The 24,045-nt window shown below is 34.6% G+C and carries 15 protein-coding genes; 6 read left to right on the top strand and 9 right to left on the bottom strand.

The window, feature by feature from the left end; genetic code table 11:
- Positions 1 to 147: 147 nt before the first annotated feature.
- The 5 genes from argS to LV842_RS12840 form a co-directional block, all read right to left on the bottom strand.
- The gene (gene argS, locus LV842_RS12860) at positions 148 to 1,908 is read right to left on the bottom strand and encodes an arginine--tRNA ligase (RefSeq protein WP_233111853.1); all 1,761 of its coding nucleotides are present in this window, start codon (positions 1,906 to 1,908) and stop codon (positions 148 to 150) included.
- Between the two features lie 87 nt (positions 1,909 to 1,995).
- Positions 1,996 to 3,459, bottom strand: coding sequence for a SusD/RagB family nutrient-binding outer membrane lipoprotein (locus LV842_RS12855; protein WP_233111852.1), 1,464 nt, complete (start codon positions 3,457 to 3,459; stop codon positions 1,996 to 1,998).
- Between the two features lie 12 nt (positions 3,460 to 3,471).
- Entirely contained in the window at positions 3,472 to 6,504 is a 3,033-nt protein-coding gene (locus LV842_RS12850; RefSeq protein WP_233111851.1) for a SusC/RagA family TonB-linked outer membrane protein, read from the bottom strand.
- Between the two features lie 381 nt (positions 6,505 to 6,885).
- Positions 6,886 to 8,472: a SusD/RagB family nutrient-binding outer membrane lipoprotein gene (locus LV842_RS12845; protein WP_233111850.1), complete on the bottom strand. Its 1,587-nt coding sequence runs from the start codon at positions 8,470 to 8,472 to the stop codon at positions 6,886 to 6,888.
- A 21-nt stretch (positions 8,473 to 8,493) separates the two neighbouring features.
- Positions 8,494 to 11,490 (bottom strand): SusC/RagA family TonB-linked outer membrane protein, encoded by a 2,997-nt coding sequence (locus tag LV842_RS12840; protein ID WP_233111849.1) that lies wholly within the window; start codon positions 11,488 to 11,490, stop codon positions 8,494 to 8,496.
- Between the two features lie 120 nt (positions 11,491 to 11,610).
- On the opposite strand from LV842_RS12840, the gene LV842_RS12835 reads away from it, so the two are divergent.
- Positions 11,611 to 12,195, top strand: a complete 585-nt coding sequence (locus tag LV842_RS12835) for a ribonuclease HII (protein WP_233111848.1) — start codon at positions 11,611 to 11,613, stop codon at positions 12,193 to 12,195.
- Between the two features lie 94 nt (positions 12,196 to 12,289).
- Here the strand turns inward: LV842_RS12835 and yidC are convergent, their stop codons facing one another.
- The 3 genes from yidC to LV842_RS12820 form a co-directional block, all read right to left on the bottom strand.
- Complete coding sequence (yidC, locus tag LV842_RS12830) at positions 12,290 to 14,086, bottom strand: membrane protein insertase YidC (protein WP_233111847.1); 1,797 nt, start codon at positions 14,084 to 14,086, stop codon at positions 12,290 to 12,292.
- A gap of 178 nt (positions 14,087 to 14,264) precedes the next feature.
- Complete coding sequence (locus tag LV842_RS12825) at positions 14,265 to 15,872, bottom strand: CTP synthase (protein ID WP_233111846.1); 1,608 nt, start codon at positions 15,870 to 15,872, stop codon at positions 14,265 to 14,267.
- A gap of 144 nt (positions 15,873 to 16,016) precedes the next feature.
- Complete coding sequence (locus LV842_RS12820) at positions 16,017 to 16,586, bottom strand: YceI family protein (RefSeq protein ID WP_233111845.1); 570 nt, start codon at positions 16,584 to 16,586, stop codon at positions 16,017 to 16,019.
- A gap of 159 nt (positions 16,587 to 16,745) precedes the next feature.
- Between LV842_RS12820 and radA the strand changes: the two genes are divergently transcribed.
- From radA to LV842_RS12805, 3 genes are all read left to right on the top strand, one after another.
- Positions 16,746 to 18,098 carry a DNA repair protein RadA gene (radA, locus tag LV842_RS12815; RefSeq protein ID WP_233111844.1) on the top strand — a complete coding sequence of 451 codons (1,353 nt, stop codon included), beginning with the start codon at positions 16,746 to 16,748 and terminating at the stop codon, positions 18,096 to 18,098.
- Positions 18,099 to 18,162: 64 nt separating this feature from the next.
- On the top strand, positions 18,163 to 19,701 hold the full coding sequence (locus LV842_RS12810) for a M12 family metallo-peptidase (RefSeq protein WP_233111843.1): 1,539 nt from the start codon (positions 18,163 to 18,165) through the stop codon (positions 19,699 to 19,701).
- Positions 19,702 to 19,783: 82 nt separating this feature from the next.
- Positions 19,784 to 20,377, top strand: coding sequence for an acyl carrier protein phosphodiesterase (locus tag LV842_RS12805; RefSeq protein WP_233111842.1), 594 nt, complete (start codon positions 19,784 to 19,786; stop codon positions 20,375 to 20,377).
- Positions 20,378 to 20,383: 6 nt separating this feature from the next.
- Here LV842_RS12805 and LV842_RS12800 read toward each other — a convergent pair whose 3' ends face one another.
- A complete protein-coding gene (locus LV842_RS12800; RefSeq protein ID WP_233111841.1) occupies positions 20,384 to 20,884 on the bottom strand; it encodes a DUF6702 family protein in 501 nt (166 codons plus the stop codon).
- Between the two features lie 73 nt (positions 20,885 to 20,957).
- Between LV842_RS12800 and LV842_RS12795 the strand changes: the two genes are divergently transcribed.
- Positions 20,958 to 21,536: a HupE/UreJ family protein gene (locus tag LV842_RS12795; protein WP_233112069.1), complete on the top strand. Its 579-nt coding sequence runs from the start codon at positions 20,958 to 20,960 to the stop codon at positions 21,534 to 21,536.
- A gap of 68 nt (positions 21,537 to 21,604) precedes the next feature.
- Complete coding sequence (locus LV842_RS12790; protein ID WP_233111840.1) at positions 21,605 to 23,986, top strand: M1 family metallopeptidase; 2,382 nt, start codon at positions 21,605 to 21,607, stop codon at positions 23,984 to 23,986.
- The last annotated feature ends 59 nt before the right edge of the window (positions 23,987 to 24,045 follow it).

Genomic DNA, 24,045 nt, shown 5'->3' with positions numbered 1-24,045 from the left:
CATAATTAATTTTTGGCAAAATTATCAGTTCAGCATTATCGAAAATTGTATAAAACATTCCGAAATTTGTAAGAAATATAACTAAGCCTCCAAGAAACTATGTTTACCACAAGAAAAAAGGCTTTTGAAATTCAAAAGCCTTTATATTTACATTCTGTTTACAGTTTTTATTCCTAAGAGCTGCAACGATTTTTTTATTGTTTTTGCGGTAAGATCCGATACACTCAGACGGAACTGCTTTACATTCTCATCCTCCTGATTCATAATTGGATTACTCTGATAGAAAGAATTATATGTTTTCACCAAATCATAAACATAGTTTGCCACCAAAGCCGGACTTAAAGCTTCCGCTGCTTTTTCAACAACAATTTTATAATTTGCCAGCTGCATGATCAGTTCTTTTTCAGATTGATTTAACTCAACGGCAGCAATTTCTTTCTGTTCAAAATTTGCTTTAGCCAGCAAAGACTGAATACGTGCAAAAGTATACTGAATAAAAGGACCTGTATTTCCATTAAAATCAATACTTTCTTCAGGGTTGAACAGCATTTTTTTCTTCGGATCCACTTTCAGCATGAAATATTTCAATGCCCCAATTCCTACATTTTCATAGTTGGCATTCTTTTCTTCTTCTGTCAGGTTTTCTAACTTCCCTAATTCTTCAGCTTTAGATTTTGCGATCGTATACATTTCCTGCATCAGATCATCAGCATCTACTACTGTTCCTTCACGGGATTTCATTTTCCCGTTAGGAAGCTCTACCATACCGTAAGATAAATGATACAACTGATCTGCCCAAGAATATCCCAGTTTTCCTAAGATCTTAAATAAAACCTGGAAATGATAATCCTGTTCGTTTCCTACTGTATAAATCAGTTTTTGAATATCATTTTGTTTAAAACGTTCTACCGCAGTTCCCAAATCCTGGGTCATATAAACCGAAGTTCCGTCTGAACGCAATAAAAGTTTCTGATCCAATCCTTCATCCGTAAGGTCACACCAAACAGAACCGTCTTCTTTCTGATATAAAACACCTTTATCCAAACCTTCCTGAATAAGGTCTTTTCCTAAGATATATGTATTACTTTCGTATTGTACCTGATCGAAATCTACTCCTAATCTCTTATACGTTTCATTGAATCCTTTATATACCCAAGAATTCATTTCATTCCAAAGATTTCTTACTTTTTCATCTCCATTTTCCCAATCCAGCAACATTTTTTGAGCTTCTTTCATCAAAGGAGCTTCTTTTTTTGCCTGATCTTCACTCATTCCCTGAGCGACAAGCTGAGCAATTTCCTGCTTATATTCCTGATCGAATTTCACGTAATAGTTCCCAACGAATTTATCTCCTTTAGTATTCGTTGCATCTGGAGTTTCGCCTTGTCCGAATTTTTCCCAAGCCAGCATCGACTTACAGATATGAATTCCTCTATCATTAATGATTTGAGTTTTAATCACATCATAACCCGCTTCTTTAAGGATCTGAGCAACAGAAAATCCTAATAAATTATTTCTGATATGTCCTAAGTGAAGAGGTTTATTCGTATTCGGAGAAGAATATTCCACCATTACTGTAGAATTTTTCTTTTCCACTGTATCAAACTGATTGGCTACCGATCTGAAATTATCTACAAAAAACTGATTTTTAATTTTAACATTAAGAAATCCTTTAACTACATTGAAACTTTCTAATAATTCAGTTTGTTCCGTTAAAGCTTCTCCTAATTCTACCCCAATACTCTCCGGATTTTTTTTCAACTGCTTCACCAAAGGAAAAGTCACAATCGTAAAATCTCCTTCAAATTCCGTTTTATTCTCCTGGATTTCAAGGTTTATATCTTTCAACTGATAGACATTCAGAATAACACCTGCCAGTTTTAATCCTATTATATTTTTAATATTCATTATTCTATTTTGAAAGTACAAATATACGGAAATAAAAAAACCGCCCGAAGGCGGCTTTAAAATATGAATGCTAACTGAGGTTTAGTTTTAATTAATATCCCAGAATACCTTTACGGTCAATTTATCTCCTCCGATTGCAGATGATGCTTGACTCCAATTGCTACCATTAACTGTTTGTTCATTAATTGGATAAGTTAATCTTGTCGGAACCTTTCCTTCTGCTGCCGGTATTGCATTTGGAGCAGTCATTACAGGATAATCCAGTCTTCTATAAAAATTCCAAGATTCAAATCCTCTATTATACATGGCAATCCAAGCTTGTTCACCAATTCTTTGCTTCCAATTTACTGCAGAATATACTACACTAGGGTTGGCTAAATAAGTAGTAACTGCCGCACCAGTAATTCCCCATTGAGCCATAGACTGAGTAATTGCAGTATTATAATAACCAGCTGCGGTACCACCAACATTATATCCTCTTGAAGCAGCTTCTGCCAAGTAAAAATTAACTTCTGCAGCATCGAACAAAACACCTGTTTTATTCGGAGCTAACAAACTTTCTCCAATATGAGATTTGGAGGCATAGGAATTACTAAGACCTACAGTACCTCCCACATATGTACCTCCTCCAACTGAAGAAAAATAAGAAGGTCTTCTTGGATCACTTAAAGTATTCATTGCGTTTACGATACCTTCTTCAGCAACAAAATCGTTTCTGTTACTAGCAATTACTTCAGCATATAGACGATTAAAGTTTGGTGAAGTACCATCATACTTAAATAATGCATTTGTAGAATTTGTCAATAAAACTCCCCCGCTAACAGCAGATTCTACCGTTTGCTTGGCTAAAGTAGGATTTACGTCAGCAAGGTTAATTCCCAATTTTAATTTAAGACTATTCGCAAAAGTAATCCACTCTCCCACATCTCCACCATAGATATTATCTCCGGCTTTAAAACTTGGGTATGCAGTATCTAAAGTCGGTAAAAGTACATTTAGCCTATTTATTAAATCAGCATAAATTGTTTTTGCATCATCATATTTTGGCAAAACAATAGTCTCAACCTTAGCTGCCTCTGAATATGGGACGTTCCCAAAACTATCCACTAAAACCTGATAGGTATAAATTTCAAGTATATTGATAATTGCTAATTTATTTGCCTGCTGTTTATCCCAGGCTGTTTGTGTTAATTCTGCAGGTTTTACTTCTGTTGGAATGATTTTTTTTGCTTCATTAAGATTACCTAAAACATCGGTATATAGTGCCAACCACATATTATCTGGCACTTTTCTAGTTCCAGTGAAGTTAAAGCGCGCATCATTTCTATAAATAGTTGTAGCCAAATAATGTTGAAAAAACCTAAATACGTTTAAATTCACACTTGGCGTCTCCATTTGATCGATTAATTCTTTCTGAGCATTAGTAAAGGCTAGCTCTGCAGGAACCTGATATGGCTGAGTTTGATTATTATTAAAATCATCATCACCATTGACACACCCTGTAAGTACTGCCAAAGATCCTATAGTAAGTATTGAAAATATTTTTTTCATTGTAATTCTTTTTTAGAAGTCTAATTTTACGTTAAATGAGTAAATTCGAGTAGAAGGCATCACCCCAGATTGGAAACCTTGAATATTACCTGAAGAAGTTCCTGCTTCCGGATCTGCATCTGGTAAATTTTTATGAATAATCCATAGATTTTGTCCCAATAAACTTAATGTCATACCTTTAATGAACGTATTCTTCAACAAATCAGAGGGTAAAGTATATGATATTTTTGCTTCTCTCAATTTTACATAAGATGCATCGTAAATAAATGCTTCTTGAGGTATTCCTGCATCCGTTCCAAAGGCTCCTCCAGCGTAAGAAGCATCAATTCTTATATCATTGGGAGTTCCATCTTGTTTCACACCAGGTAAAATAATACCTCCGGAGTTAGATCCATTAGTTAAAGGATTTCTAATCGGATTTCCTAAATCATTCAACCCTGCACTATAATCATAAACCCCTGTTAAACCTCCATAAGATTGGTCAAGAGAATAAACACTCCCTCCTTTTTTCACATCAATTAAGAATCCAAATGAGAAGTTTTTATATCTAAAGGTATTATAAATACCTCCTATCCAGTCAGCTTGTATATTACCTAATACTCTATCCGTTGCTACTAAATAATGACCATCGTCGTCTACAACTTTATTTCCATTGGCATCATAAACAAAACCTGTTCCTCTAAATGTTCCGTAGGCTTCCCCTACTGTTGCATTTAAAGTAGTTTCTTGAAAACTTGCTAACTGCAGATTGTTTCTGCCTTGATTTAAAGCAACAACTGTATTTTTATTTTTAGACCAGTTTACATTAATATCCCATTGAAAATCAGAACTTTTTAGAGGAACTAATCCTAATGCGACTTCCACACCTTTGTTTTGAGTTTCTCCAGCATTAATTAATGAAAAACTATAAGAAGTAGATGGGGATTGTGGTACACTAAACAATAGATCCTTAGTATTTGTTTTATAAAGTGACACATCTAAAGTTACTCTTCTTTTAAACATTGATGTTTCTAAACCTACCTCCCAACTTTTCTGTCTTTCAGGTTTTAAAGCATCAAAATTAACATACGTGTTACTTATATCTGCCATTGGAAGTCCACTCACAGTACCTCTAGATGAAAAGAACCCAGGCTTTCCAAATGCCATATCATTTCCTACTTCTGCATAGCTTAATCTTACTTTTCCAAAATTTAGCCAGCTACTTTTAAATAATTCTGAAAATACAAAGCTTGAACCTAATGAAAAATAAGTATAGTTTCTATTAGACTTAGGTAATGCAGTAGAAGTATCATTACGAATAGTACCTTCTAAGAATAAATATTTATCGTAGTCCACAGAAGCTTGAGCATAAATTCCTGCTTTCTGCCCCCTTATGTTATTTTCTATCGAAGGATAATAAGCTCTCGAATTCCCTACTGTATATAATCCTGGAATGATCAATCCTCCAGTTGTAGAGTTTTCAGTACTTCTTTGATGCTGATCCATAAATTGTCCTCCAGCTACAAATAATGCATTAAGCTTATCTGATACATTCCATGTATATCTTCCTATTAAATCATAAGTCTGTCTCATGATTGTATCATCATATACCCAATATCCGGAAGTTTCATCAGCCTGAGCAAGACCAAACTCTTCAGCGTGACTTCCTACCGCTTTTCTGAGTTCCTGTTTACTTGATGTATAGTCTACAGTTGCTCTACCTAAAATATTAAATTTTTTAGTAATATCATATGATAGTTCGACACCCGTGATTAATCTTGTTTTATCATCAGAAGAATAATTTTGGTATCTGTCCCAATAAGGATTATTCCAAAAAGCGGCAGACAAATCTCCATCAAGAGGAGCATTCATATTCCATGTATAATTTTTATTCGTTCTGAAATATTCGTCTCTCAATTCCAGGATATCAACATTCAATGGCCACCATTGTCTAAACCCTGTAAGTATATTATCTCCATATCCTACAGAGTTTCTACCTACTGTTGTTTGATCATTAAAGGTTAAGAATGTTCTCACTGTAAAATTATCCGCAAATTTTCGGCTGTAGTTACCACTTAACATATTCTTATTCAATTTACTATTAGGAAGAATCCCCGTTTCATTATTATTAGTAAATGTTAAATTATATGTATTTAGCTCATCCCCACCATTTAGATTGAAACTGTTGACAAAAGATAATGACTTTTGAAAAAACTTACTCGGATCATTTTTTGCAGCCACCCATGGTGTTGCCTTTCCAAAATTGGGATTTCCAGGAACAAAGGCGTTCCATTGATATACCAGTAAATTTGGATTATAAGCAGGACCATAAGATGCATCATCTCCTGTTGGAGCAATTGTATCAGGAATTCCATCTCCATTCGCATCGCCACTTCCAAAGCTATCTTCACCATTATAACCTGCTCCGTAAAGTTTCTGATATTTTGGAAATGTTGATTTATCTATTGATCCCACTGAAACCGTAGAATTAATTGAAAGTCCTAAAGATTTGCTTCGTTTTCCTTTTTTAGTAGTGATGATAACAGCTCCATTAGCGGCCATACTTCCATATAATGCTGTAGCAGCAGCACCTTTAAGTACATTTATTGATTCAATATTATTGGGGTCAATGTCTGCTGTGGCATTACCGAAATCAAACCCGTCACGTCCTTTTGAAGCATCGCCTGAGTTTAAGTTACCACTGATAATTGGGACTCCATCTAATACGATCAATGCCTGATTATCACCTGTAATACTTTTTGCCCCTCTTAGAACAATATTACTCGATCCACCAAAGTTTCCATTGTTTTTAATTTCCATACCTGCCACTTTACCTGATAAATTATTGATAAAATTACTGGTAGGTACTGAATTTACTTTTTCCGCGTCTAAAGTTTGGGATGAATAGCCGAGTGACTTTTTTTCTCTTTTAATACCAAGTGCAGTTACTACTACACCCTCAATGTCTTGTGTTTTAATAGTATCTTTCTTAGTCTGCTGCGCATTAGCAATGGCTAGAGACGAAGATAGTACTAATACAAGCACACCTGCTGTTAGTTTCTTCATATCAAATTAATTTTGTGACATACAAATTTGTAAAACTTTATTAAAATAACAAAAGAAAAAGGCATAAAATTAACAACTATTCAAAAATTCAAGCTAAAAAAGAATAATTATTCTAAAAAAAATGTTAATAGTTAAGATTTTAACAAATAAAAAATGTTAAAGGGAATTTAAAATTATAATAATATTAATTAAGTGAAATTGATACAATCTATATAAAATAAAATGAAAAACAGTAACAAAACAACTGATTATCAAAACAATAATCAATAAATCAGTAAATCTATCTTATATATAAAACCAAATAAAACTATGCTTCACATACTTATTAATAAATAAAAAAACCGCCCGAAGGCGGTTTTTAGTATAAACAATACTGATTTCTTATTTTAACCAGAATGGTGCATATTGATTAGTAGCATCATACATTTGATCAATGCTTGGAGTCGGTACATTCGCCGAGTTTGAAATATACTCAGATTGAGGATACATCAATCTCTTAGGTCTTAATGTTTTGTAAGAACCGATTGGCATTGGCAAAACTGGATACCCTGTTTTTGTAGAACTGATATATGTTTCAGTCGGGTTAAGATTTGTCAAAGCAATCCACTTTTGATATTGAATAGCCTCAATTTTGTTTGTAGAAGCAGCCCAACCCATACCAGGTTTTGCAGCAATAGCAGCTAGATAAGCCGTTGCTTGTGCAGCTGTATTTCCAAATGTTGTAAATGATTGTGTAATACCATCATTAAACACTGTTTGGGCATTAAATGCCATCGTTGTAGGATACACAGTTGCAGCTTCAGCCTGTAAGAATCTAACTTCAGAAAGTGGTAATACATAACCTGCTGCTGAAGAACCTGTAGTTGGATTTGCGGTACCCCATAAAGTTCCAAATAATCCTAACGTAGCATAATCACTTTCATCGTCTCCGATAATTTGACCTCCTCCTTGAGGTTGTCCCTTATAATTCCCTACTGAAATATTACCAGCACCTAGTCCGTTAGCAACAAATAATCTTAACATTCTAGTATCTACAACTCCAGTTGATGTTCCCTTCATTGTATTGATCATATGCTCAGATCCAACAACTAATTGGAAATTAGTTCCGTAGTCATTTCCAGCTAGGTTAATATAGCTGTATGAACCATAATATGGATTTTGTAAACCTGAAGCTGCCAAATACCCAGGCTGAATTCTAACATCCGCACTGATAAAGTTAGCTGTGCTAGATGTAAGAGGAGCCATTGCCGTAAGCTCAGCATCTCTCCATGCTTTTACTCCAGCATCTGTAGTATTAGACAATCTTACTAGCATCTTCAGCTTTACTGTATTTGCCATTTGTTTCCAGCTATTCATTGTACCGGAAAAAATAGGATCTTCAGTTGTTGCAACAGCAAAAGAAGAGTTTGCAGGTGTTTGGTTTAGCAATACTAACGCCTGATTTAACTCATCCATTAAACCTTTATATACATCCTTCCCTTGGTCATATTTTGGATGCAAATTATTTTGCGCCTTAAAAGCCTGAGTATAAGGAACGTTGTTATACAAATCTACAATCATCTGCATATAGTATGCCTTCATAATCTTAGCAATCGCTACATGGTGAGGATATTGAGCAGCAACTGGGCTATCAATAATATCTTGATAATTTGATACTCCTAAATATAAGTTATCCCAAATTTCGTTGTAGAAAGTTGAATTAGCAATCATCTGATACTCTTCACTGAAAGGAGATGCATAACGATAAATATTACCTGCCCAAGCATTCATCATTAAGTTTCCAAATCTATTCATCGTTACTGCCTGAGTAGCATAAATAGTTGTTTCAGCAGCTGCCAATCTATTTTTAGGTGTCAGCTGATTGTTGTATGCATTGTTAGGATCGTTATTAACATCAATGTAATCATTACTACACGAGTTAAAAAATAATAACGTTGCCCCGAAAACGGGTATTAATATCTTTTTCATTATATTATTATTCTTTTTTAATTAAAAATTAATTGTAGTCGTAAGCCCAATTGTTCTTGTTGACGGATATTGGTTTGCATTAGTTAAACCTTGGATATTTCCTGTTGTAAAAGAAGCTTCTGGATCTGCATATCCTTTATTATCTTTTGCAAATTTATAGAATGGGTTTCTAGCATAAACACTAAAACTCAATCCACTTAATCCAATTGATCTAGCTGTATCTGAACCTAATGTATAAGAAAGACCAAGTTCTCTCACTCTGAACGCAGTACCACTGATGATAAAGTTTTCACCAATTGCGTTATAAACACCACCATAGTAATCAGGTAAATCACCATAAGAAGTACCTCCGGATTTAATAGAAGTGTTTGCTACATACTGACCAGCTGAGTTTTGATATACAGAGTTTGGAATAATATATCCCCCTTGTGTTCTGTCAAAACTTGCAGATTGCTCAAGCTGTCCTGAGAACGCCAAGTTTTGCATAACTCCAGAGTATAATTTTCCTCCATTTCTATAATCCATCACAGCATAAAGTCCCCAATTTTTGTACTTAAAGTTAGTACTTAAGTTCATAGTATAGTTAGGTGTAACTCTACCAAAGCTCTTATATGTGTTTGTAAATAAAGGGTTTCCTGTATTTTCATCAATAATAATTCTTCCTTGCTCATCTCTTTCATAAGCAGTAGCTTTTAAGATTGGGAAATCTTCTCCTTTAATAGCATAGATACCTGCAATACCTCCAACAGAAAGGTTAACTTCATCTTGTCCGTTAGCAAGTTCCATAACTTTTGTTCTCTGGATAGTCCAACCTAAGCTTAGATCCCAAGAGAAATCTTGTGTTTTAATAGGAGTAGCCCCTAAAGTAACCTCTATACCTTTGTTTTTAATATCTCCTACGTTAATTGGAGTAAATCTAAGACCTGAAGCAAAAGATGTAGTTTGATTCGTAATCAAATCTTTAGTTTCCTGAATGTATGCATTCGCATCTAAAGTAATTCTGTTTTTCAAGAATCCTAAACCAATTGTAACTTCATTAGCCGTTACAATCTCTGGTCTAATGTTTGTTTCTGTAGGAGTCTGATTGTGTACAAAGCTGATAGCACCTGTTGAGAAAGAAGGGTAACCAGCTCCTAAAACAGCTGTATCTTCAATACCATATGTATTTACAGGGTCATTCCCTACACGTGTATATGAACCTTTCACAACGAATCTACTAAGTACACTGCTTTCAACATTAAATGCTTTCAATGGCATAAATGACACCCCTACCGAGTTGTAGAAATAATGAGGGTGGCTATCTATTGTTTTATCCGAGTGCTGCAATTTAGATGTGCTCTCGTATCTTCCAGTAGCATTTAAGTATAAATAATCTCTATATGACAAATCTAAGTTACCAAAGAAAGCATATCTGTTATTGATAGAACGTGTATTGTTCAAATTAGAAGGAATTGTCAAGTTGGTTAAGTTCCAATATTGATAAATTCCCGGAATTTTAATTCCTGTACCACTTACAGAAGTAATTTTACCTTCAGTCTGCTGTACGTTGTGCCCAACAATTAACTTCATGTTTATGTCCTTAGTAAGTTCATAACTGAAGTTAGCCATAATATCGTTATAGAAATAACGGTTAATAGAATTAGATTGAGATATAGAAGAAGTAATTCCAGCTAAAACTGCTGAAGTACCATTAGCTGTAACCAATGGAACAGCTGCAGAAGCAATATACCCATTATTATAACCCAATGCATCAGTAGATGTAATCTGTATACTTCCATTATTAGTAAGGGAAATATGATCATTAATTTTGTATCCTAATGAAATGTTTCCAGTAAATACATCCTGCTTAGAGTTTGATCTTACATTTTTAATTGTCCAGTATGGATTTTGGAAATACAAATTCCATCCGTATGGATGAGGACTGCTTTTAAAAGATGTAATTGGAATTTCGGATGAAGATTGCAATAGATTTGTATACAAATCAGAAGATGTAGTAGAAATAGATCTGTTGATATAAGTCATACTACCATCCAAACTAAGATTACCTAGCTTAAATCCTCCATTTAAATTAATGGAAGTCTTTTTTAACTTATCATCCGCTACAATAAATTCTCTATCTTGTCTGTTAATAGTTACCCCAGCATAAGCACCTTCACTTCCTCCAGTAACTGTTAAAGTATTATTAAGATTTAATCCTGTTTGGAAGAATTCTTTCGCATTATCTTTACTTCTTGCAGCATAAGGTGCATAGATACTTGATGCAGCATCTTGTGATGGCACATCTCCATTTGGATTTACTGTAATCTTTCCATCACCATTCACATCATAAAATGGAATCCCTATTGCTAGATTTTGTCCAGCATAAGCAGGATCTGAAAAAGAAGGTCCCCAAGCACCATTCTCTACGTGAACTCTATCTCCATACCAACCTTGACCATATTGCTTTTGTCTTGTAGGCATAAATAGAACATTGTCAAACTCCACATTACTGTTAAAAGTAACTCTTGCTTTTCTTGAGCCACTTCCTTTTTTAGTTGTTACAACAATTGCTCCGTTAACCCCTTGAGATCCGTATAGAGCAGCACCTTGTAACCCTAATAAAGTCGTAATTGAGTCAATCATATCCGAAGGAATTGATTGGAAAATTGCTGCCGTAGAAACAACCCCGTCAATTACAATTAATGGAGAAGTACTTCCTGTTAATGTTCTTGTTCCTCTAATTTTGATATCATAAGTCCCATCTACACCACTACTTGTCTTATTAATAGTAAGACCAGGAACTTTACTTTGTAATGCCGCAATAGCATTAGGAGCTCCCGCTTGTGTAAGCTTTTCTTTGCTTATCACAACAGCTGATGTAGTAGCAGCATCCAGCTTTTTCTTGATTCCCATAGCTCCGGTAATAATTACCTCATCAATTTTCGTTTCTCTAGCTGCAGTATCTCTTTTTTGAGCATTCACCAATGCAAAAGAAGAAGATACGACGATTAAAAGAACACTTGTAGTTAGTTTCTTCATATTTAAATTGATTATTTTTTTTATTATTTGCAAATATGTAAAACTTTCTTAAAGTAACCAAATATTTTGTTAAAAATCTTTAATATTGCATGTTTTTATGTTTTGATTCTCAAGATAATTATGGAATTATTAAAAAAATGGTCGATTTTTTACGTTGAAGCAGGGTGCGATGAAGTCGGAAGAGGATGTTTGTGTGGTCCTGTAGTTGCCGCTGCTGTAATTTTAGACGATAATTTTAACCAAAATTTGGTTAACGATTCAAAAAAGTTAAATTTTAAGACTAGAATGAGTCTTGATAATTATATAAAAGATAATGTTAAAGATTATGCTATTGCTGAACTTTCTTCAGAATTCATAGATAAACATAATATTCTTAACGCAAGTATCCATGCCATGCATCAAGCGTTGGATAAATTAACTATTAGACCTGAACTCATTTTAGTTGATGGAAATAAATTTCATCCTTATAATTATATACCCCATGAATGTATCATCAAAGGAGATTCAAAAGTTTTGTCAATTGCTGCAGCTTCTATTTTAGCAAAAAACTATAGAGATCAATTAATGATTGAACTTCATGAGGAATATCCTGAATATGGCTGGGATACAAACTTTGGGTATGCCACCAAAAAACACCAGGAAGCTTTAATTAAATTTGGCCCTACAAAATATCATAGACAATCATTCAGATTGAAATATGATTAAGATTTTTAAATATTAAACTACTATACCTTATTATATGTACAAATAAAAAAGAGAAGCAATAAATTGCTTCTCTTTCTATTATAAATAAGTTATCTTATTTCTTATTTCTTTGTTGTTCTTGGGCTTTCTGCTGTTCCTGAGCCTTTTCCATCATTTCTCTCATACGCTTTTGGAACTTACCTTCAGCTTTTGGTTTCTCTTTATTAGCCTGGATTTGTGCATGAATTTTCTTTTCATCCAAAATCACATACTTAATGACAAGAATAATCAAGATATTGATCGCATTCGATACAAAATAATACCAAGAAAGACCAGATGCAGAAGTGTTCAGGAAGAATAAAAATGTAATCGGGAAAATGTACATTAACACTTTCATATTTGGCATTCCTTCCTGTTGTGGCTGCTGCATATTTCCTGAAGTCATTACGGTATAAATTAAAATTACAATCGTACATGCCAAAGCAAAAATACTTAAATGATCTCCTAAGAAAGGTATTTTGAATGGTAATTTAATTAGATCATCATACGCTGTCAAGTCTTTTGCAAACCAGAAACCTTGCCCTCTTAAATCAATAAAGTTCGGGAAGAAACGGAACAATGCATAGAAAATTGGAATCTGAACCAATGCCGGTAAACATCCCGCCATCTGATTCACCCCTGCTTTTCGGTAAATTTCCATCGTTGCCTGTTGCTTTTTCATTGGATCTGCATCCTTGAATTTAGCATTAGCTTCATCAATTTCTGGACGGATTACTCTCATCATCGCACTCAACTTATGTTGTTTGTACATAATTGGAGACAAGATTAATTTAACCAAGATGGTCAATAAGAAAATTGCCCAACCTGCAGTTAATCCCCAAGATGCGATGAAATTATAAATAGGGATAAAGAATCCTCTGTTCATCCATCCGATGAAAGACCATCCTAGCGGAAGAATTTCGTCGAAGTTTTTGTCATAAGATTTTAATAATGGCAAATCTAATGGCATAAAGTACCAAGTAAAATCCTGGTTCAACTCACTTCCTGTCATTTGAACAAAACCTTCATAGTTTAGTTTTTTCAGATATTCACCTTCTTCAATCGTTTCCTGATTTCCTTTACTTTGTGTAAATCCGTTTTTAGCTTCAATCACAGAAGTAAAGAACTGTTGTTTTACCCCAATCCAGTTAAGCGTTTCTTTATCTTCCTCCATTGTTGTTCTTCCATCATAATCATAATCTTTATAATTATTGAAAGCATAGGAGAATTCTGAGTGAGATTGCTCTTGCGCTCTACCCTTTTCTAAATTTCTTACGCTATAATCCCAAATAAAATCAGCTTTATTATCAGCAGTGATTTTTGCAAGACCTTGCGTTCTTACTTTGAAATCTAACGTATATTTTGGAAGTAATGTATAAATAAACTGGATAACAGCTCCATTATAATTAGCAGTCATCGTTACAGCATTTCCATTAACAGTCGGAGAGAAAACTAAATCTTTAGTGTTAATTACTTTCCCTGTTTTATCCTTGAATTGGAAACCGTAGTTTGAATTATTTTTTGTGATCAGATACAGCGGAAGATCTGCATTATCTGTTTTATGATCATATGCTTTGTATTCTGCAAGTTCCACTTTAGAAACCTGACCTCCAAGACTTGCAAACTCAATATTCAATTCCTTGTTGGAAAGATTTGCAGTCTGAATTGCATTTGGAGTTACATTTGGATTGATATTACTTGCCTGAGTTTGTTTTACAGCACTTTTTGCCTGTTCGGTCTTTTGTTGCTGAGCTTTTACTGCTTCCTCTTTCGATTGTTTGTTTTGGAAATAAAACATAAAACCGAAGAGAACCAAACATAAAACCGCAAAACTAATAATCTGACTTTTATCGAGTCCGTTGTTCTGTTGCATTTTATTTTTAATTAAAATTTTTCAAATTTAAAAAGTAGTAATCTTATTACTTTTCGAGTCGACAAAAATACTGTTTTTTTATCAAAACTCTATGCTATAATATATTACTATATAATAAACTCAGGCTGAGAAAAATCAGTCTGAGTTTATTTATGACGTTTGTAATTAAAAAATTACTTTATTTCGATGTACAAGCCTTAATGAAAGCTCTGAATAATGGATGCGGTGTTGCAACCGTACTCTTATATTCCGGGTGATACTGTACTCCAACATAAAATGGGTGATCCGGCATTTCTAACGCTTCTACCAATCCTGTTTCCGGGTTTGTACCTGTTGCTAAGAAACCGTTTTTCTCAAATTCTCCAATATAATCACTGTTGAACTCATATCTGTGACGGTGTCTTTCTGTAATATTTTTTGCTCCGTAAATATCATTTAATTTAGAACCGTTTTTCAAAGAACACTTCCATGCTCCAAGACGCATTGTTCCACCTTTATCTACTACATTTTTCTGTTCTTCCATTAAAGAAATTACAGGATGTTCCGTAGAAGTATCAAATTCCATTGAATTTGCTTTAGAATACCCTAAAACATTTCTTGCAAATTCAACCGTCATGATCTGCATTCCTAAACAAATTCCCAGCATTGGAACTTTATTTTCTCTTGCATATTGAGCCGTAAGAACTTTCCCTTCAATTCCTCTATCGCCAAAACCTGGAGCAACAAGAATTCCGTCTACACCTTTTAAAGTATCTTTAATATTTTCAGGAGTGATATCTCCACTATATACCCATCTTACTTTTACTTCTGTTTCCAAATCTGCACCTGCGTGTTTGAAAGCCTCAGCAATTGAAATATAAGAATCCTGAAGAGAAACGTATTTCCCAACCAATGCAATTTCTACAGATTTTTTAGGATTCTGGAATTTCTTTAAGAAACTTTTCCAGTCTTTAAGATCTGCTTCTTTATCACTTTTCAGATCCAGTTCTTTTAAAACTACATCGTCAAAATTTTGCTTCTGAAGATACATTGGAACCTCATAGATGGTTTCCAAATCTTTACACTCAATTACATTATCCAAAGGAACATTACAGAACTGAGCCAGTTTAGCTCTCTGATCTTTTGGAATCTTATGTTCTGTACGACAAACCAAAACGTCCGCCATAATTCCGCTTTCCATCAATTGACGAACAGAATGCTGAGAAGGTTTTGTTTTTAATTCTCCGCTTGAAGCCAGATAAGGCAGCAAAGTCAGGTGAATCACCATAGAATTTTTCTCACCCAATTCCCATTTCAACTGACGAACAGTTTCGATATAAGGCAAAGATTCAATATCACCAACAGTCCCACCGATTTCAGTAATAATGATATCGTAGTTTTGTTTAGATAAAATTTTAATTCTACGTTTGATTTCGTTCGTAATATGAGGAATTACCTGAACTGTTTTTCCAAGGAAGTCTCCTTTTCTTTCTTTTTCGATTACAGTTTGGTAGATTTTCCCTGTCGTAACGTTGTTATTTTGGGAAGTGGGAGCATCAAGATAACGCTCATAGTGTCCTAAATCCAGATCCGTCTCCGCACCATCTTCGGTTACATAGCATTCTCCGTGTTCATAAGGATTCAATGTTCCTGGGTCGATATTGATATAAGGATCTAGTTTTTGGATCGTTACATTAAAGCCGCGTGATTTTAGTAGAAGTCCCAGAGAAGCAGAAACGATTCCCTTTCCCAAAGATGAAGTTACACCTCCTGTCACAAAGATGTACTTTGTATTCTTTTTACTCATTAGATTAGGTTTGTGCAAAGTTAGGGGAAAAAGAAATACAAAGCAATTTTGTTGCAATTTTAAATTTCAGATTCATCAAAAGAAGCACAGAAAAAGGCTTTCAACATGTATTGAAAGCCTTTACCCAAACCAAATTATTAGTCATTATTGTTTTATCAATTCAAAATATAAAGCCACATCAACATCTTTAGCAACTCCAGCTCCTGTAGGATCATATTTGATATTATAATCTAAACGGTTGATCGTAAACTTTGCCTGAAGTCCCAACACTTCTTTCCCTTGCTGATTTTTTGCCACACCTCCAAAAGTAACCGGTATTTTGATTTCCTTTGTAACATCTTTAATGGTAAGTTTCCCTTTCAAAGTATAGGTATTATCTTTCTCTTTTGTTGTTGTAAATCCTTCGAATTTCATTTCCGGAAATCTGTCAACATCAAAAAAGTCTCCACTCGTAAGATGTTTATCTCTTTTTTCTACACCCGTATTTATAGATATAGGATATACAATAAAACTGAATTCCCCTTTATCCAAATTATTCCCGGCTGTGGCAACTTTTCCGTCGAATTTATCAAATTTCCCTTGCACAAAGCTAATTCCCATATGTTTAATATTGAAATTAACGGAAGAATGCGCCTGATCTACCGTCCAAGCAGATTGTGCAAAACCTACAACACTTATTAAAGCAAATACAAAAGTTAAAAATAGTTTTCTCATTTCTTTATTTATTATACTAACAAAGTTATTCTTTAATTATGAATTTAGATATTGACCTATGATAATTTTTTACAAATTAATAATTTAAAAGTCAATCTAAATAAAAATTTTATTCCTCCCGGATTATAAAAATTCAAAAAAAAAATTGAAATTCGCAGTATGGCAAAACTCAAAACAGCATATTTCTGTCAAAACTGCGGTTCTCAATACCCTCAATGGGCAGGTCAGTGTAAAAACTGTGGTGAATGGAATACTTTAGTGGAAGAAGTTGTGGAAAAAACGACTTCCCACAAAAATCCTCCTTTTTCAAAAACCAAACAACATGTCATCAACATTATTGAAGTTGAAGCCATTGAAGAACCCAGAATAAAAACGCCATCCGATGAACTCAACAGAGTATTGGGAGGCGGAATTGTTTTAGGATCCGTTACGTTAATCGGCGGAGAACCGGGAATCGGGAAATCTACTCTTCTTCTGCAGCTTGCCTTGAAAATGAAGAAAAAAATCTTCTATGTTTCTGGTGAAGAGAGTGCTTCTCAGATCAAAATGAGAGCCGACCGTTTAGCAGACGTAAAAAATCCGAACTGTTTTCTATACACCGAAACTTCTCTGGAAAAAATACTTCACGAAGCCAAAAAATTAGAGCCTGATTTTGTCATTATCGATTCTATCCAGACCTTACAGTCTCAATTGATCGAAAGTTCACAGGGAACCGTTTCTCAGATCAGAGAATGCTCTAATGAAATTATTAAATATGCAAAAGAAAATAATGTTCCGGTATTTTTAGTCGGACATATCACAAAAGACGGACAGATTGCCGGACCAAAGGTTTTGGAACATATGGTAGATGTTGTTTTAAATTTTGACGGAGACAGAAATCACCTTTTCAGATTGTTGAGAGCCAATAAAAACCGTTTCGGATCGACTGCCGAAATAGGAATTTATGAAATGATTTCTCAGGGGCTGAAAGAAATCAAAAACCCTTCTGAAATATTAATCACAAAAAAATCTGAGGAACTTTCCGGAAATTCTGTTGCCGTAACTTTAGAAGGAAACAGACCCATGTTATTGGAAATCCAGGCATTGGTAAGCTCTGCAGTCTACGGAACTCCGCAAAGAAGCTGTACCGGTTTCGATTCTAAAAGGTTAAATATGCTTTTGGCAGTACTGGAAAAAAGAGCAGGTTTTCAACTCGGGGCAAAAGATGTTTTCCTGAATATTACAGGAGGTATAAAAACAGATGATCCTGCATTAGATTTGGCTGTAGTAGCCTCTATTCTTTCTTCCAATGAAGATATTCCAATTTCTGAACATTATTGTTTTGCGGGAGAAATAGGATTAAGTGGGGAAATTCGTCCGATTGCACAGGCAGAACAACGAATTACAGAAGCAGAAAAATTAGGATACGAGAAAATTTTTATTTCCAATCTCAATAAACTTCCGAAGAAAAAATTTGGGATTAAGATCGAAGAAGTGAGTAAAATAGAGGATTTTCATGAAAGATTATTTTAGTCATTTTTCAATAAAAATCTAATCTTTATATTTGTAAATAATAACCTATAAACCAAAGTAAAATATGAAAACAAAATTGACTGCATTGGTAGTTTTTTGCTATTCTTTAGTATTTTCTCAGAATAAAATTTTTCAAAATTCTATTAATGAAAATAGTCTTACGACTGACCAGAAAATAAGCCAGGGACTAGCTTCTACCTATTCTTCAACTTCATATTTTAATCAATCTCCTTTTGATTTAAATTCGGATTTTAAAATTGCTCTTCCTACCCATAAGGAAATCACAGCTAAATTTTCACGAATATTTAATTACAGTAATAAAAGTAAATCTTATGTGTACACGATTGAAAATGATCCTCATGCAGAATTTGTTCTCTCTACATTTGACAATATTGTAACAGGAATGTATGTTTCAGGAAATGGAGAAAAAGTTATTTTCCATCAGACTGACTCCAATATTTTTGCAGTTTCTGTAGTGAATGAATCCGGGATGATCAATCAGGATTCTAAAAATGATTTTATTTCCAATCCGTCATCGAATTTGCTGAAAGTCAATAATAATGTATGTACAGATGCTACTCCGGTATGTCCGTCAACAACTATAGATGTTCTTGTGGTCTATACTTCTAATGCCAAAACAAATTGGGGAGGAAGCGCACAGAGTAATTCATTTATTGCAACGGCAATTACTAATTTCAATACAGCTTTGGTAAACTCAGGAGTTACTAATACAATGATCAATTTGGTATATACTGGGGAAATCAGCTATATAGAATCCGGAAATATCAGCACAGATTTATCAAGATTCCGTACAGCGAATGATGGTTTTCTGGATGACGTTCAGACCTTAAGAACAACATATGGTGCCGATCTTTGCGGTCTGGTTACCTCAACACCCAACAACACTTGTGGATTAGGATACCTTAATACAAATCCTACCAACTATTCATCCAGCTCTGCATTTACTGTATCCATATATAGTTGTGTAGTATCTAATTATACGTTGTCTCATGAAATGGGACATAATATGGGACTTAATCACGATTGGTATGTTTCACAAAGCACAACTCCCTGCGACCACCATCATGGTTACAGCAATCAGGCTGCAGTTACCTTAGGAACAGGAAGCCTTTCTTCCCAACGATGGAGAACGATCATGGCATATAATGATGAATGCACCAACGCAGGAATTAGCTGCACAAGAGTTAACAGGTGGGCAAATCCAAGTGTTAATTACAACTCTGCTCCTACCGGAATTGCCATTGGAAATCCTTCTCCATCCAATGAAGCTTATGGTTTTTCGCGTTTTGCCTGTGTTGTTTCTCAGTTTATGCCAACCGCCAATCTGGGAACTTTTGAAGTGCAAAATTCTGAAGTAAAAGATTTTACAATTTTTCCAAATCCGGCTTATGATGAGCTGAATATCTGGATCAAGAATGATGAAAAATACATCTTTAAAGTGATCAACGTTTTAGGTCAGGTCGTATTAACAACCGATAAAAAGACTATTAATCTGAAAAAACTAACTCCCGGCGAATATTTTATAAGTATCTATACAGAAAAAAACACCTTGATCGGAAGCAAAAAATTTATCAAAAAATAATTTATTAATTCATACCGCTTAATCCTCTTCTTATTTTTTAAATATGTAGAGGATTTTTCATTTTATAGCATTAAATTGCAGTATGAACTATCTCGCCCACTCTTTTCTCTCTTTTTCAGACGGACAGATCGTCGGTCAGTTTCTGGAAGATTTTATCAGAAACAAAGAGCGTTTTTCTTTTCCCAAAGAAATTCAGGATGGGATTACCATGCACAGAGCTATTGATACCTTTACCGATTCACATCCTGCCATTCATGAGGCAAAGAAAGTATTCAGCCCATTAGTAAGATTATATGCAGGTGCTTTTGTAGATGTTTCTATGGATTATTTTTTAGCCAACGATTTGAGTTTGCTTTCAGAAAAAGGCTGGAAAAATCATTCTCTGAAAGTCTACAAAGTTCTGAATGAAAACAGTGAATTTTTATCCGAAGATTTTAAAAGAATGCTTGTAAAAATGGAGCATGACGATTGGCTGTACAATTATCGGGAAGACTGGGGCATCAAATTCAGTATCCAAAATGTATTGAATAAAGCAAAATACTTGGAAAAAGACATCCCTGTTTTTCAGGCGTTTCTTGATAATAAAGACAAACTCCAAAAATGCTATGATGATTTTTTTCCCGATCTTCTGGCTCATGCAAAAGCAGAAAATGCACTGCTGCAAATGGAAAAGTAACGGATTTTAAAATTGCTGATACAGATATCGGTTTGGGAAGGTCAGCTTCTCACTTTTTCTGTTTCCGTTAACGATAATATGAACGATATTGATCTGATCATCAAATAAATTATACAAGAAACTTACTGCCGCTTCCACCTTTTTCGGAGGAGCAACAGCCTCAGATTCCAGGTAAAGATTGACTGATTCATTATCCTCTTCGTAACCTACATAGTTTATTTTTAAAAACTTATTGTCGGTTTTCAGCTTAAAATATTCGGCGCTGTAATTCTTTAAAGCTTCGTTGAGCTGGGTTTTAAATTTCAGATCATTAAAATGCAGTGATTTACCATATTTATTATTCAATCCGTTTTCAAGGTCATCCAGGAAAAACCTTCCTGTAACTTCAAAAGTTTTTGATTTGGAATTGTAATTAATTTCGACCGAACCTACGTGATAAGGATGCTTTTCTTCTTTAAATGAAAAAAGAAAAAAAATACAGCACAAAAACAACAAAAGCTTTCTCATATTCTCAACCCATTGCTAAAATAGGTTCCGAAATTAATCATTATTTTCGTAACCTTTATTATTTTAAATTATGATGCAGGATTTTCTATTTTATTTAAACCTCGGTTGGGAGCACATTATTTCATTAGATGCATTAGATCATCAGCTTTTTGTGTTGGCACTTATTGCCGTTTACTCATACAGTGACTGGAAAAAAATTCTGGTTTTGGTGACTGCCTTTACGATTGGCCATTCCGTTACTTTAGCTTTAAGTATTTTAGATATTGTAAGAGTTCCTTCCGATTGGGTTGAGTTTTTGATCCCGTTAACGATCGTCTTGACCGCTTTGGGAAATATCATCATGAAAAATAAAAAACAGTCTCAAAGTAAGCTTAACTACTATTTAGCCTTATTTTTCGGACTTATTCACGGAATGGGATTTGCCAATACGGCGAGAGTAATGATTGCTAAAAGTCAAAGCATCGCATTACCGCTTTTAGGTTTTAATGTAGGATTGGAAATAGGTCAGATCGCTATTGTTTTAGGGATTCTTGTGCTGCTTTTCATTCTTTTGAATCTATTTAAAATCAATAAAAAAGACTGGATTTTGTTTGTTTCTTCAGGCGTTTTTGCATTATCACTAAAAATGACTTTGGAAAGAATTCCTTTTTAACGTTGAAACATTTTCAAGTTTTCAGCTACTTATCATTATATTTGAAAATTAATTAAATCATTTCGGTTATGAAATTTAAAGTTTCAGCACTTTCAGTTCTTTTTTACATGGGTGCTTTTGCTCAAAACATTCAAAATAATCCGGGAAGTAATCATGGGAACAGATTCGAACAACTGGGAACCATTTTACCCACTCCCAATGTGTACAGAACAGCTTCCGGAGCTCCGGGTCATGCTTATTGGCAAAATAAAGCAGATTATGACATCACGGCTTTTCTTGATGAAGACAAAAGAAATCTGAAAGGTTCTGAAACCATTACCTATTACAATAATTCTCCGGATGATCTTGATTATATCTGGCTTCAATTGGACGAGAACCAGCAATCGACTGTAAAGAAAGCAGATTTCCCTTTCTCTTCTACCCTTCCGAAAGCAGCCAACGATCAGCAGCTTAAAGCTTCTGAATTGCCTGTAAAAGATAACGGCTATGGTGTCAATCTTGAAAAAGTAACCGATGCATCAGGAAATCCTTTGAAGTATACGGTAAACAAAACCATGATGCGTATTGATTTACCAAAGGTTCTGAAAAAAGGAGAAAAACTGGTCTTCAAAATCGATTGGAATTATAATATTCCGAACCGCATGAAAATGGGCGGTCGTGGCGGTTATGAAAATTTCGCAGAAGATGGGAATGATTTGTACACCATGACACAATGGTATCCGAGAATGTGCGTTTACAGCGACTTCCACGGATGGCAGAATCACCAGTTTACAGGAAGAGGAGAATTTGCATTGGTTTTCGGAAACTTTAAAGTTTCTATGAATGTTCCTGCAGATCACGTTATCGGAGGAACAGGAGAATGTAAAAACTACGATCAGGTGTTAACATCAGATCAATTGGCAAGATATAATAAATCTAAAACTTCATCCGAACCTGTAGAAATTGTAACATTAGATGAGGCTAAAAAGGCTGAAAAAAATCATTCAAAACAAAGAAAAACATGGAATTTTGAAGCGCATGACGTAAGAGATTTTGCATGGACTTCTTCCAGAAAATTTGTTTGGGACGGAATGGGAGTTACGATTCCTGAAAACAACAATAAAGTAATGGCGATGAGCTTCTATCCGAAAGAAGCTTATGGATTATATAGAAAATTCTCCACAAAAGCTGTTGCTCATACCATTAAAACCTATTCTGAATTTACCGTTCCATATCCGTATCCGGTTGCACAATCTGTTGAAGCATCCAACGGTATGGAATATCCTATGATCTGTTTCAATTACGGAAGAACGGAAAAAGACGGAACCTATTCTGAAGGAATCAAAAACGGAATGTTGGGAGTAATTATTCATGAAGTTGGACACAACTTCTTCCCAATGATCATCAATTCAGACGAAAGACAATGGAGCTGGATGGATGAAGGTCTGAATACCTTCACAGAATATCTTACTGAAGAAAAATGGGACAACAAATTCCCTTCTAAAAGAGGACCGGCATGGACGATTGTTGATTATATGAAACTTCCGAAAGATCAATTAGAACCTATCATGAGTAATTCTGAAAACATTATTCAGTTTGGTCCTAATGCGTATTCAAAACCGGCAACAGGATTGAATATTCTTCGTGAAACCATTATGGGAAGAGAACTTTTTGATAAAGCTTTTAAAACTTATGCAAAAAGATGGGCGTTCAAACATCCTGAACCTGCTGATTTCTTCCGTACCATGGAAGATGCAAGTGGCGAAGACTTAGATTGGTTCTGGAGAGGCTGGTTCTACGGAACAGATCCGGTGGATATCGCGATCGATAAAGTAACCATTGCTACTCCTGACCTGGAAACTGCTCCAAGACAAGCTTCAGAAAATAAGTACAAAGTTGACAAACCTTTACAAAATGAGTTTGAAGATATTTCTAAAATCAGAAATAAAGAAGATAAGAATATTACATTCTATGTAGATAAGGATAAAGAAGCTCAGGATTTCTATTACAGATACGACAGAGGTCAGGAAAAGGTTGATACCAATAAAGAATACTCAACAAAAACTGACGGAACCGAACCTTTAACGCAAAAAGAAAAAACTCAGTTTAAAGATCTTACTGCTTATCAGATCGATTTTGTCAACAAAGGAGGTTTGGTAATGCCAATCATTCTTGAGTTTACTTTTGAAGACGGAACAAAACTTACGGATAAGTCTTCTGCACAGATTTGGAGACAAAACGAGCAAAAAGTTTCTAAAACGTATTATTTTGACAAAAAATTAAAGTCAATTCAGTTAGATCCGATGAGAGAAACTGCAGATATTGACACGTCTAACAATTTCTGGAGCAATGATAATGGAACTGCTGAAGTTTCTAAATTCCAGTTATTCAAACAAAAAGAAGGTGGAAATGTAAGAGGAGGCTCCAACGGAAGAGTAAATCCAATGCAAGCGGCTGGAAAGAAAAACTAAAGAACAATTTTCATCAATAAATAAAGAACGTCCCGATGTACGGGACGTTCTTCTTATAA

This window comes from Chryseobacterium gwangjuense, from assembly GCF_021311115.1.
GTDB classification, from domain to species: Bacteria; Bacteroidota; Bacteroidia; order Flavobacteriales; family Weeksellaceae; genus Chryseobacterium; species Chryseobacterium gwangjuense.
Note: the sequence above shows the minus strand (reverse complement) of the source record. Positions and strands in the feature narration are given on the sequence as shown.

What these genes read in the sequence shown, in the direction of transcription:
- LV842_RS12805 (WP_233111842.1), top strand. Translation starts at nt 19,784, where the DNA reads ATGAACTATCTCGCCCACTCTTTTCTCTCTTTTTCAGACGGACAGATC.
- LV842_RS12800 (WP_233111841.1), bottom strand. Translation starts at nt 20,884, where the DNA reads ATGAGAAAGCTTTTGTTGTTTTTGTGCTGTATTTTTTTTCTTTTTTCA.
- LV842_RS12795 (WP_233112069.1), top strand. Translation starts at nt 20,958, where the DNA reads ATGCAGGATTTTCTATTTTATTTAAACCTCGGTTGGGAGCACATTATT.
- argS (WP_233111853.1), bottom strand. Translation starts at nt 1,908, where the DNA reads ATGAATATTAAAAATATAATAGGATTAAAACTGGCAGGTGTTATTCTG.
- LV842_RS12825 (WP_233111846.1), bottom strand. Translation starts at nt 15,872, where the DNA reads ATGAGTAAAAAGAATACAAAGTACATCTTTGTGACAGGAGGTGTAACT.
- LV842_RS12855 (WP_233111852.1), bottom strand. Translation starts at nt 3,459, where the DNA reads ATGAAAAAAATATTTTCAATACTTACTATAGGATCTTTGGCAGTACTT.
- radA (WP_233111844.1), top strand. Translation starts at nt 16,746, where the DNA reads ATGGCAAAACTCAAAACAGCATATTTCTGTCAAAACTGCGGTTCTCAA.
- LV842_RS12790 (WP_233111840.1), top strand. Translation starts at nt 21,605, where the DNA reads ATGAAATTTAAAGTTTCAGCACTTTCAGTTCTTTTTTACATGGGTGCT.
- LV842_RS12840 (WP_233111849.1), bottom strand. Translation starts at nt 11,490, where the DNA reads ATGAAGAAACTAACTACAAGTGTTCTTTTAATCGTCGTATCTTCTTCT.
- LV842_RS12850 (WP_233111851.1), bottom strand. Translation starts at nt 6,504, where the DNA reads ATGAAGAAACTAACAGCAGGTGTGCTTGTATTAGTACTATCTTCGTCT.
- yidC (WP_233111847.1), bottom strand. Translation starts at nt 14,086, where the DNA reads ATGCAACAGAACAACGGACTCGATAAAAGTCAGATTATTAGTTTTGCG.
- LV842_RS12835 (WP_233111848.1), top strand. Translation starts at nt 11,611, where the DNA reads ATGGAATTATTAAAAAAATGGTCGATTTTTTACGTTGAAGCAGGGTGC.
- LV842_RS12820 (WP_233111845.1), bottom strand. Translation starts at nt 16,586, where the DNA reads ATGAGAAAACTATTTTTAACTTTTGTATTTGCTTTAATAAGTGTTGTA.
- LV842_RS12810 (WP_233111843.1), top strand. Translation starts at nt 18,163, where the DNA reads ATGAAAACAAAATTGACTGCATTGGTAGTTTTTTGCTATTCTTTAGTA.
- LV842_RS12845 (WP_233111850.1), bottom strand. Translation starts at nt 8,472, where the DNA reads ATGAAAAAGATATTAATACCCGTTTTCGGGGCAACGTTATTATTTTTT.